Below are 11,340 nucleotides of genomic sequence, written 5' to 3' on the forward strand. Positions count from 1 at the left end.
GGCTTAGCTCAGCTGGTAGAGCATCGGTATCGTAAACCGAGGGTCACAGGTTCAAATCCTGCAGCCGGCATATATATTTAATATCCCTAGCCGTTTCAAAAAAAGGATGTGTGACATGAGTCAGTAAAATTTTGTTATTAACTCGAAATTGCGAATATAGCGCGTGTTTTTGTTATAAGTAATTCGAAATTAGACAAAAAATTTGACTTGAAAGCACGTTTTTATATGGAATAAAAAAGAGGCTAAGTCAAAATTTATTTTTTGATTCAGTCTCTTTTTGCTGTCAAGACTTTCTGCTTTTCAAATTTTTATGTCGTCTTTTATGAAGTTTATTTTTTTACAGGAAATGTACGGTCTGATTACTTATATGTTAAATTATAGTTATTGTTAATTACGCGATATACAGCATTATAAATAACCAAGATATTGACGTTAAATCTTGGTTTTATGTATTATATAATATGCTCTTAATTAAATAAAGAATGTATTAATTAAAGATTAGGAGGAATTTAGCATTGGATAAAAAAACAACGGATGTAATGTTTTTGGGACATCCACGAGGTTTATCCACACTTTTTTTTACAGAAATGTGGGAACGCTTTAGTTATTATGGTATGAGAGCAATATTGCTTTATTATATGTACTATGCAGTTAATGCTGGCGGACTTGGTTTTAGCAAACCGCTTGCATTATCTATAATGTCCATTTATGGCTCCCTTGTCTATCTTTCAAGTGTTTTGGGAGGATTCGTTAGTGATAGAATTTGGGGAAGTCGTAGAACAGTATTTGTGGGTGGTATTTTAATAATGCTGGGACATGTTGTGTTAGCTACTCCATTTGGAAAATTAGCACTTTTTATTTCGATTGCACTAATTGTCGTAGGAACAGGTCTTTTAAAGCCAAATGTTTCAGAAATGGTTGGCGGTTTATATAACAAAGATGATTCAAGAAGGGATACCGGTTTTAATATTTTTGTTTTTGGAATTAATGTAGGGGCATTTGTTGCCCCAATTATTGTTGGCTATTTGGGACAGAAAGTAAATTTTCATTTAGGTTTTTCACTAGCTGCAGTTGGAATGCTAATTGGTTTAATCCAATATTATTTTGATGGTAATAAATACTTGTCAAAAGATAGTTTATATCCGAATGACCCAATTGATCCAAGTGAATTACAAACAATTATTAGAAAAATAATTCTTTTTTGTGTAGTAATTGCGCTGGTTCTGACTATCATGGGCTTATTCAATCTTTTAACAATCAGTAATATTATTTTATTGATAACTGTTGTTGCTGTATTGGTTCCAATTTATTATTTTGTAATGATGTTAAGTAGCAGAAAGATAACTAAAGTCGAAAAGTCACGTGTATGGGCCTATGTTCCGTTATTTATTGCAAGCATATTATTCTGGTCGATTGAGGAACAAGGAGCTGTTATTTTAGCAATATTTGCCAATGAACAAACTCGTTTAGAATTCTTTGGGTATTTTTTCCCAGCTAGTTGGCTTCAGAGTATGAATCCATTATTTATCATGATATACGCTCCAATTTTTGCAATAATTTGGACTATGTTAGGAAATAAGCAGCCATCTTCCCCAGCTAAATTCTCCTATGGCCTTTTTTTTGCCGGCCTGTCTTTCTTATGGATGATGCTTCCCGGAATCCTATTCAGTACTGATACAAAAGTTGGACCTTTGTGGTTAGTAATGAGTTGGGCTCTAGTAATAATTGGTGAGATGCTTGTTTCGCCAATTGGACTCTCTGCGACAACCAAATTGGCGCCAAAAGTATTTGAATCACAAATGATGAGTATGTGGTTTCTCAGTGATGCAGTTGCTCAGGCGTTTAATTCACAATTAGTAAAATTCTATAGTGTACAAAATGAGGTTATTTATTTTGGTGTAGTGGGTTTTATTACCATTCTTTTTGGAGCTATCTTGTTGGTATTTTCTTCAAAAATAAAGAAGTTAATGAGTGGGATTGAATAAAAAGAATAAAAAACACTTGCACAAGATAGTGAAAAATAGTATTATTATTAGGTCGGAGATAACGGCAGTAATATTGTGGAAGGGTAGCGAAGTGGCTAAACGCGGCGGACTGTAAATCCGCTCCTTCGGGTTCGGTGGTTCGAATCCACTTCCTTCCACCATATTGGGCTATAGCCAAGCGGTAAGGCATCGGGTTTTGATCCCGTGATGCGCTGGTTCGAATCCAGCTAGCCCAATTGTGATAGATGATAGAAGGCGAAATATTTTGTTTCGTTTTTTTTTTGTCTTTTTTTATTTTTTATCAACAAAGATGGAACATGAGCGATTGACTTTTCTAATAAAAATGATACATTCATATTGGTATATATCATTTTGTATAGTGGAGGTTGCAAATGAAAATTGGATTTATAGGTGTTGGAAATATGGCTAAGTCAATTATTGCGGGATGGTTGGCAAAAAAAGTTTTTAAACCCGAAGATATTCTTGTACATAGTGCTCATCAAAATAATTATGAGAAATATGCACATGAAACTGGAGTTACTGCGTGTGTTAGTAATGCTGCTTTGGTTCAAGAAGCAGATGTTATCTTACTAGCCGTGAAACCGTTTATATTGGCTAGTGTCATCGATGAAATAAGAAGTGTAACAACCGAAAAAAAGGTTGTTGTTTCTATGGCAAGTGGTGTTTCCTTGTCAGAAATAGCTACACAATTTAAAGACAAGAGAATTCCAATAATTAGGATTATGCCTAATGTGAATGTCGAAATCAATGAGGGAATGACGGCATTTGTCAGAAATGCTGTTGTGACGGATGTCAGTTATGTACAGACTAAAAGTTTATTTGATAGTCTGGGCCGAACATTGGAAATCCCTGAAAAGGATTTTAGTATTTTTGTAGCTTTAGCAGGTAGTTCCCCTGCTTATGTCTATTATTTTATAGATGCAATGGCACGTTCGGGTGTTAAGTATGGTCTAACTAAGAAACAGGCAACAGAAATATCTGCTCAAGCAGTCTTAGGTAGTGCACAGAAGGTTTTAACAGCAACAAAGTCACCAATGGATATGGTTGATGCTGTATGCTCACCAGGTGGAACGACAATTGCTGGACTATTAGCAATGGAGGAAGCGGGTTTTATGACTGCAGTTGTCAAAGGTATAGATGCAACAGTTTTGAAGGATCAGGCAACACATTAAGAAGGAGACGAAGATATTATGACAAAGGTTTTAAAACATGCTGATATTTTTACTGGTACAGAGGAAATTAAGGATGGGTATCTCCGCTTCTCCGACAAAATCGAAGCCGTAGGATCAATGGCTCAGTATACTGCTAAGGGTGAAGACACAGAAGTACTTGATCTTGAAGGCAAGATAATCGTTCCGGGGTTCATTGATGTTCACAGTCATGGTGGTTATAGTTTTGACGCTATGGATGGAGATGCTGACCAGATTGATGAGATGGTAACGGACATGATTTATGAAGGGATTACGAGTTACTTTGCAACGACAATGACACAGTCGCATGAAAATATAGCCAAGGCAATGGTTGGTATTAAGGAAGCAGCAAGGAGAAATCGTGTGATTCAAGGAATTCACTTAGAAGGCCCATTTATTTCACCTGTTTTTAAAGGGGCTCAGCCAGAAAAATATATCCAAGCACCAGATGTTGAATTGTTTAATAAATGGAATGAGCTTTCTGGTCATTTGGTAAGACTAGTTACTTTTGCCCCTGAACATGAGACTTCAGCAAAATTTGAAGATTATTGTCTGCAAAATGGAATTGTTCCTTCAATTGGACATAGTAATGCTGTGCGAGAACAGCTTAAGCATTCAAAAGCAAGCCATGTTACACACTTATACAATGCACAGCGCGAATTTAAACACCGTCAGCCTGGTGTGACAGGTCATGCGTTACTTGAAGATAACATCTATTGTGAAATGATTGCTGATGGATTTCACGTTGTGCCAGACATGATAAAGTTGGCATACGAAATCAAAGGTCCAGAGCGTATTGAACTGGTTACTGATTCAATGAGAGCTAAGGGAATGCCTGAGGGTGTCTCTGAGCTTGGGGGGCAAAAAGTTATTGTCAAGGATCGCCAGGCACGCTTAGAAACTGGAAATCTAGCAGGTTCGGTATTACAATTTCAAGAAGCATTTCGTAATATTATTACTTACACAGGTTGCGGGATTAAAGAGGCAGTCTTGATGTCATCTGTTAACCAAGCACAAGAATTTGGACTTAGTGCTAAAGGAACCCTTGAGGTCGGTAAAGATGCTGATTTGAATATTTTAACTGGTAAATTAAATTTAGTAGCGACGTATAGCTATGGCACCTGTTACAAAAAATAAACACGAAAGAGGGAATACTAATGGCATCACCTATTTATATTCAGATTCACAATGAAATTAAGCGTTCAATTGAGTCTGGGAGGTGGAATGTAGGTGAGCGCATTCCTTCAGAACGTGAAATGGCGGTTACTTTCGGCGTAAGTCGAATGACCCTGCGACAAGCAGTAAAAACGCTTGTTGATGAAGGTATTCTTGAAAGACATGTTGGTTCTGGGACATTTGTTGCTCGACAAAAAGTTCAAGAAAAAATGTCGTCCGGTGTAACTAGCTTCTCTGAATTAATGAGAGCCCAAGGTAAAGAACCTGCTAGCAAAACAATCTCTTATCATATTGCAACCCCCTCATTAAGTGAAATGGAAAAATTGAATTTGGTGGAAAAAGAGCTAGTTCTAAGAATGGAAAGGATTAGGTATGCTGATAATGTGCCAATTTGTTTTGAGATTGCTACAATTCCTGAAAAATTGGTGCAGCAATATAGTAAAGAGGAGGTTACAAGTTCCTTGTATCACGCACTTGAAGAGAGTGGTCATATAATTGGGCATGCACAGCAGACTGTCTCAGCAATGTTGGCTTCAGAACAAATCGCTGAGTATTTAGGCATACGTAGAGGGGATGCAGTTTTACGATTACGTCAGATTACTAACTTGGAGGATGGGCAACCATTTGAGTATGTTAGAACTCAATATGTGGGCGAAAGATTCGAGTTTTATTTGGAAAAATAGTTCTTGTTGTTTGATTGCAAAAAAATAGTGAAAACAACTACTAACAAGAAAGTATTAGAAAGTCGAGGAAATTTGAGTACTAACTCAAAATTTCGAATATAGACGGAGAACTTTGATTTATGAAACATGTTTAAAAAGGCTGGGTCAAAATTTAACTTTTGATCCAGCCTACATTTATATTTAAACTTTCTTATCAATTCTTAAGGAAACCAAATTTCTTCAAATAAATCATGATTAAGTACTTTGGCAAGGCGAGCATTCTCCAAAATCTGGCTGGTTCTTGAAATAAACGATATAGCCACTCTATATGATGTTTCTGCCAAAAAAGCGGGGCCCGTTTGACAGTTCCTGCGAGGACATCAAAACTGCCACCAACTCCCATCCAAATTGAAGGAGTGAGCTGACGATATTTGGCAATAAAGAATTCTTGTTTTGGGAAACCTAATGCAACAAAAACAAAGTCAGGCTTACTTGCCGCGATTTCAGTTGCGATTTTTTGTTCATTCTTAAAGTAACCATCATGGTATCCCGCAATTTTTAATGCAGGATAATCATGGCGAACCTTAGTAATTGTTTTTTTGATTATTTCAGGTTTAGCACCTAAGAAATAAACACTTTTTTGTTTTTCATTAGCAAATTCTAATAAGGAACAAAGTGTATCAAAACCAGTTACTCTTTCAGGCAGGGGAGTATTTAATATATTAGCACCTTTAATAATTCCAATTCCATCAGCAATTGTGTAGTCGGCTGATGTGATAATTGTTAGATATTCTGGATTATCTCGCGCATACAAAACAATTTCAGGATTAGCTGTGATTATGAAACGATTCGAATGACTTAGGCTATCTTTTTTTAATTGTTCTAGTAGTTCGCTATTTGTAATCTTGGTAAAATCTATACCAAGAATAGCTATTTTTTTATATTTATCTAACATAATATACCTCTTTTTCAAAAGACTAGCCATAGTATAACAGAAATGACGTGATTATGAAAAAGTGTTATCATAATGCAATAAGCATTGCATAAATGGAAAGCGATACAGCTTTTATTTTTTTGTGTAAATGTAATTACAAATAAATAATATTGCTCAGTTTAACTGAGAAGGGGAAAAAAAGATGGAAATGAATTATCCAGATGATAGTTATGCTTTACACACTGATGAATATCAGATCAATATGATTCAAACGTATTGGCTGAAAGGAATTGATCAAAGGAAAGCAGTTTTTGAACTTTACTTTCGAAAAATTCCTTTTCAAAATGGGTATGCTATTTTTGCTGGTCTAGAACGTGTAATTGATTATCTTAATAAATTACACTTCACCAAAAGTGATCTTAAATATTTGAAAGAAACTGGCAATTTTTCCGATGAATTTTTGGAATATCTAAAGAATTTCAATTTTTCAGCAACACTAAGAGCTGTGGTTGAAGGTGAGGTTGTCTTCAATAATGAGCCAATCTTGCAGGTAGAAGGACCGCTTGCGGATTGTCAGCTTGTTGAAACTGCAATTCTGAATGTGGTCAACTATCAGACATTGATTGCGACCAAGGCAGCCCGTGTGCGTTCAGTCGTGCACGATGATGCCATCATGGAATTTGGAACAAGAAGAGCCCAAGAATTTGATGCAGCCATTTGGGGAACCCGAGCAGCTTATATTGGAGGTTTTGATGCAACGAGCAATGTAAGAGCAAGCAAGATTTTTGGAATTCCAGCTAGTGGAACACATGCACACGCGTTGGTTCAAGCGTATCGTGATGATTATGAGGCGTTTAAAGCATATGCTACTACACACAAAGACTGTGTATTTCTTGTTGATACATATGATACTTTAAGGAGTGGGGTTCCGAATGCAATCAAGGTCGCGAAGGAATTAGGAGACAAGATAAATTTCTTAGGTGTCCGCATTGATTCTGGGGATATGGCATACATCTCTAAACGAGTTAGGGAGCAGTTGGATGAAGCTGGGTTCTCTAGTGCTAAGATTTATGCGTCAAATGATCTTGATGAAAAGACAATTACAAACTTAAAAATGCAAGGGGCAAAGATTGATGTGTGGGGAGTTGGAACTAAGCTAATTACCGCATATGATCAACCTGCACTGGGAGCTGTTTATAAGATGGTTGCAATCGAGAACAGTGAAGGAATTCTTGAAGATACGATTAAATTGTCAAGCAATGCGGAAAAGGTCTCAACACCTGGGAAGAAACAGGTATGGCGCATTACTAAGAAGGCCGATGGCAAATCTGAAGGTGATTACATTGCTTTATGGAATGAGAAGCCTGCAGAGGAAAAAGCACTCTATATGTTCCACCCACAGTACACATATATTAATAAAAATATAACAGATTTTGATGCACGGCCGATTTTAAAAGAAATATTTGTGGAAGGAATACAGGTTTATCAAGCTCCTAGTCTAATAGAAATCAAGGAATATGCGCATGAACGTCTTGACAGTCTCTGGGAAGAATACAAACGTGATCTTAATCCACAAGATTATCCAGTTGACTTGTCTGAAGCATGCTACAATAACAAAATGAAGATAATTAAAGAAATTCGTGAAAGTATCAATAAAAAAGCGTAAAATGATGATAGAAAACATCACATATGATTATGCATGGTACACAAGGAGGACTTCTAGATGAGAGAGTTACAAAGAAAAATTATCAGTGAGCTGTGTGTTAGTTCCGATTTTGACCCAAAGGCAGAAATTCGGAAAAGTATTGATTTTATGAAGGAGTATCTGAAAAAACATGATTTCTTGAAGACCCTTGTTTTAGGGATATCAGGCGGTCAAGATTCGACTTTGACAGGGACATTAAGCCAGTTAGCAATCAAAGAATTGCGAGCAGAAACGGGTGATACTGAATATCAATTTATCGCTGTGCGCTTACCATATGGCAATCAAGCTGATGAACAAGATGCAATGGATGCAATCGCATTTATGAGCGCTGATAAAACGGTTCGTGTCAACATCAAACCAGCCACGGATGCCATGGTCGAAAGTATTACTGAAAACAGTTTGGAAGTCAGCGATTTTAACCGTGGAAACATCAAAGCACGTGAGCGTATGATTGCCCAATATGGAATTGCAGCTGCTAATAAGGGTGCTGTAGTTGGAACTGATCATGCAGCCGAAGCAGTAACTGGTTTTTATACGAAGTTTGGCGATGGTGGTGCGGATATTACACCTTTATGGCGTTTAGATAAACGGCAAGGTAAGGCAATGCTGGAGATTCTTGAGGCACCAGAGCATTTGTATAAGAAGAAACCAACTGCTGATTTAGAAGATAATCGCCCAGCATTACCAGATGAGGCAGCTTTGGGAGTCACCTACAATGATATTGATAACTATCTGGAGGGACACGATATTGATAGTGCTGCGGCAGAGAAAATTGAAACATGGTATTTGAAGACGCAGCATAAACGACATTCACCAATCACCGTTTATGATGAGTTTTGGAAATAAAAAATTATTAGTGTGGTTAAACCGTAATCCGAAGTGAACTATCACCTTGGAAGTTTAACTATACTATTTTTTTAAAGGAGAATGATAGTGAACGATCTGATATTGACTAAAATTGCAAAGCAACTTAATTTGAAGTATACACAAGTGCAGGCAACTGCAAAAATGTACGATGAAGGTGCAACAGTTCCGTTTATGGCACGGTATCGAAAAGAAAAGACTGGTAACTTAGATGAAGTTAAAATTCGTGAGATTCTTGATAATCAGCAACAACTCGAAAAAATCGAAAAAAGACGCATAGACGTTCAAACTACAATTCAAAAACAAGAAAAAATGACACCGCTTTTGAAGAAAAAGATTGAAGCAGCGGTTACTCTACAAGAAATTGAAGATTTGTATTTACCGTTTAAGAAAAAAAGAAGAACCAGAGCGATGATTGCAAAAGAAGCAGGAATCGAACCACTTGCAAAATGGCTAATGACTGCAAATGCAAAGGATGTAAGGCAGTATGCTGAAAGATTTATAAATCCAGTACAGGATATTTTAGATGTGCAACAAGCCATTTCAGGAGCATGCGATATCATTGCGGAAGAAATCAGCGAAAATGCCTTATATCGTACGAGAATCCGTCAAATTACTAAGCAATTGGGTAAAATAGTAACAAAACCAAAAAAAATAGAAGAAGACGACCAGCAGGTTTTTAAAAATTATTATGATTTTGTAGTGATATATAAAAAAATTGCTAATCATCAAATCTTGGCGATTAATCGTGCCGAAAGACTAGGAATCATCAGCATTGGTATTCAAGTAGATGAAGTTCAAATCTTGGATTATTTAGCAGTTAGAATCATAAAAAATAAAACACCAGAAATTATTAAAATTTTGCAAACAGCAATTGCAGATGGATATAAAAGATTGATTAAACCAGCAATTGAAAGAGAATTGCGCACTGAATTGACACAAAGAGCTAGTGAGCATGCAATTGAAGTCTTTGGAAATAATGTGTATCATCTGCTGATGCAAGCTCCGCTGAAGGGGAAGTGTGTGCTAGGATTTGATCCTGCTTATCGTACAGGTTGTAAACTAGCAGTGGTGGATGAAACAGGACGATTTGAGAGTAAAGCGATTATCTATCCACATAAGCAAAAAAATTCACAAAAAGATGACGCAAGTTGGAAAAAAGCACTCCAGCAATTTGTAGAAATACTTGAAAAAAACAAAGTCGATGTTGTTGCAATAGGCAATGGGACAGCAAGTCGTGAATCTGAGTCTTTTGTAGCAGAAGCTGTGAAGCAGGTTGAGCGGACGGTTGTTTATGCTATTGTGAACGAAGCGGGTGCATCCGTTTATTCGGCAAGTAAAATTGCGCGGGATGAATTTCCTGATTTTCATGTCGAAGAACGTTCTGCAGTGAGCATTGCAAGACGCTTGCAAGATCCACTGGCTGAATTGGTGAAAATTGACCCACAAGCGATTGGTGTTGGCCAATATCAGCATGACTTACCACAAAGGGAGCTGGGTAATAAGCTAGATGCGATAATTGAAACAGCTGTTAATCAGGTGGGGATTGATTTGAATACTGCAAGTCCGCAACTTTTACAGAATGTTTCTGGATTATCAAGTGCAACTGCAGTAAACATTGTAACTTATCGCAATGAGGTAGGGATGTTTACGCAAAGAAGCGAGTTAAAAAAAGTTCCAAGACTCGGTCCAAAAGCATATGAACAAGCGGCTGGCTTCTTGAGAATAGTTGGAGGAAAGAATCTCTTAGATAACACAGATATTCATCCTGAGAGTTACCGTGTAGCCAAAGATCTGTTGGCAAAATGTAAGATTGTTACTTCAGAGATTGGAACAAATATGGCTGCCACAAACTTGAAAGGTGTAGATGTTCAGGCAATTGCCAATGAACTTGGCGTGGGAACAGCAACGCTTTCAGATATTATTGCAAGTTTGATTAAACCTGGTAGAGATATCAGATCTGATTTGCCTCCGATCTTGTTGCGGAGTGATGTTTTAAAAATATCTGATTTGGAAACAGGGATGAAACTCAAAGGTACAGTCCGTAATGTTATTGATTTTGGTGCTTTTGTAGATATTGGAGTAAAGCAAGATGGTTTGGTTCATCTATCACAATTAAGAAGAGGATTCGTAAAAAATCCTAATGATGTTGTAGCCGTGGGTGATATTGTTGATGTCTGGGTCTTAAATGTTGATGAGCAGAGAAAGAGAATACAATTAACAATGATTTCTCCAGAAAAGAGCTGAATGATCTTGAATAATACATCTTTACAGGAGCTTGTTGAAAAAATCTCACTAGATTCTTTTGGACAAAGTTTCGATTACAATGCAACATTCAACAGTCGGTTACGTACAACTGGTGGAAGATATGATCTTAGAACACATAACATTGATATAAATCCAAAAATGTTAATTGAACATGATGAAGAAACATTGCGTGGTGTAATTAAGCATGAACTATGCCACTATCATCTGCATCTCGATAATAAGGGATATCAGCATAGAGATAGTGATTTTAAGCGGTTATTGACCGAAGTAGCGGGATTAAAGTTTGCACCGCTAAGTATTCCAACACACAGATATGGTTATGTTTGCATAGAATGCAACCAACTTTATGTGAGAAAACGAAGAATAAATCTAGGGAAGTATGTCTGTTCGAAGTGTCATGGTAAATTGAAATTACAAAAAGAGATAGTCTATAAATAAAAAAAGCTTGCCCTTACACCGAGTATTTGGTATAATTATTTCTGTTGTTGCGGGTATGGCGGAATTGGCAGACGCGTCAGACTAAGGATCTGGTGGG

The 11,340-nt window shown here is 36.9% G+C and carries 9 protein-coding genes and 2 tRNA genes; 10 read left to right on the forward strand and 1 reads right to left on the reverse strand.

What is annotated here, in order from left to right; all coding sequences use genetic code 11:
- Positions 1–539: 539 nt before the first annotated feature.
- The 6 genes from ABF682_RS11665 to ABF682_RS11690 all read left to right on the forward strand — a co-directional run bounded on the left by ABF682_RS11665 (position 540) and on the right by ABF682_RS11690 (position 5,055).
- Complete coding sequence (locus tag ABF682_RS11665) at positions 540–1,985, forward strand: peptide MFS transporter (RefSeq protein WP_415619914.1); 1,446 nt, start codon at positions 540–542, stop codon at positions 1,983–1,985.
- A 77-nt stretch (positions 1,986–2,062) separates the two neighbouring features.
- Positions 2,063–2,146: transfer RNA gene (locus ABF682_RS11670), tRNA-Tyr, on the forward strand.
- A gap of 3 nt (positions 2,147–2,149) precedes the next feature.
- Positions 2,150–2,221: transfer RNA gene (locus ABF682_RS11675), tRNA-Gln, on the forward strand.
- A 156-nt stretch (positions 2,222–2,377) separates the two neighbouring features.
- Positions 2,378–3,178 carry a pyrroline-5-carboxylate reductase gene (gene proC, locus ABF682_RS11680; protein WP_289977748.1) on the forward strand — a complete coding sequence of 267 codons (801 nt, stop codon included), beginning with the start codon at positions 2,378–2,380 and terminating at the stop codon, positions 3,176–3,178.
- A gap of 18 nt (positions 3,179–3,196) precedes the next feature.
- Positions 3,197–4,333 carry an N-acetylglucosamine-6-phosphate deacetylase gene (nagA, locus tag ABF682_RS11685; RefSeq protein ID WP_289977749.1) on the forward strand — a complete coding sequence of 379 codons (1,137 nt, stop codon included), beginning with the start codon at positions 3,197–3,199 and terminating at the stop codon, positions 4,331–4,333.
- A 20-nt stretch (positions 4,334–4,353) separates the two neighbouring features.
- Positions 4,354–5,055, forward strand: a complete 702-nt coding sequence (locus tag ABF682_RS11690; RefSeq protein ID WP_289977752.1) for a GntR family transcriptional regulator — start codon at positions 4,354–4,356, stop codon at positions 5,053–5,055.
- A 193-nt stretch (positions 5,056–5,248) separates the two neighbouring features.
- Here ABF682_RS11690 and ABF682_RS11695 read toward each other — a convergent pair whose 3' ends face one another.
- Positions 5,249–5,989 carry a WecB/TagA/CpsF family glycosyltransferase gene (locus tag ABF682_RS11695; protein ID WP_415619912.1) on the reverse strand — a complete coding sequence of 247 codons (741 nt, stop codon included), beginning with the start codon at positions 5,987–5,989 and terminating at the stop codon, positions 5,249–5,251.
- Between the two features lie 181 nt (positions 5,990–6,170).
- On the opposite strand from ABF682_RS11695, the gene ABF682_RS11700 reads away from it, so the two are divergent.
- The 4 genes from ABF682_RS11700 (at position 6,171) to ABF682_RS11715 (ending at position 11,243) form a co-directional block, all read left to right on the forward strand.
- Complete coding sequence (locus ABF682_RS11700; RefSeq protein ID WP_289977757.1) at positions 6,171–7,634, forward strand: nicotinate phosphoribosyltransferase; 1,464 nt, start codon at positions 6,171–6,173, stop codon at positions 7,632–7,634.
- A gap of 57 nt (positions 7,635–7,691) precedes the next feature.
- Positions 7,692–8,519, forward strand: coding sequence for an ammonia-dependent NAD(+) synthetase (gene nadE, locus ABF682_RS11705; RefSeq protein ID WP_289977760.1), 828 nt, complete (start codon positions 7,692–7,694; stop codon positions 8,517–8,519).
- Positions 8,520–8,606: 87 nt separating this feature from the next.
- Complete coding sequence (locus ABF682_RS11710) at positions 8,607–10,784, forward strand: Tex family protein (RefSeq protein WP_415619913.1); 2,178 nt, start codon at positions 8,607–8,609, stop codon at positions 10,782–10,784.
- A 6-nt stretch (positions 10,785–10,790) separates the two neighbouring features.
- Complete coding sequence (locus ABF682_RS11715; protein ID WP_289977762.1) at positions 10,791–11,243, forward strand: SprT family protein; 453 nt, start codon at positions 10,791–10,793, stop codon at positions 11,241–11,243.
- The last annotated feature ends 97 nt before the right edge of the window (positions 11,244–11,340 follow it).

Origin of the sequence: Liquorilactobacillus sp. (assembly GCF_047719775.1) — a bacterium.
Lineage (GTDB): Bacteria > Bacillota > Bacilli > Lactobacillales > Lactobacillaceae > Liquorilactobacillus.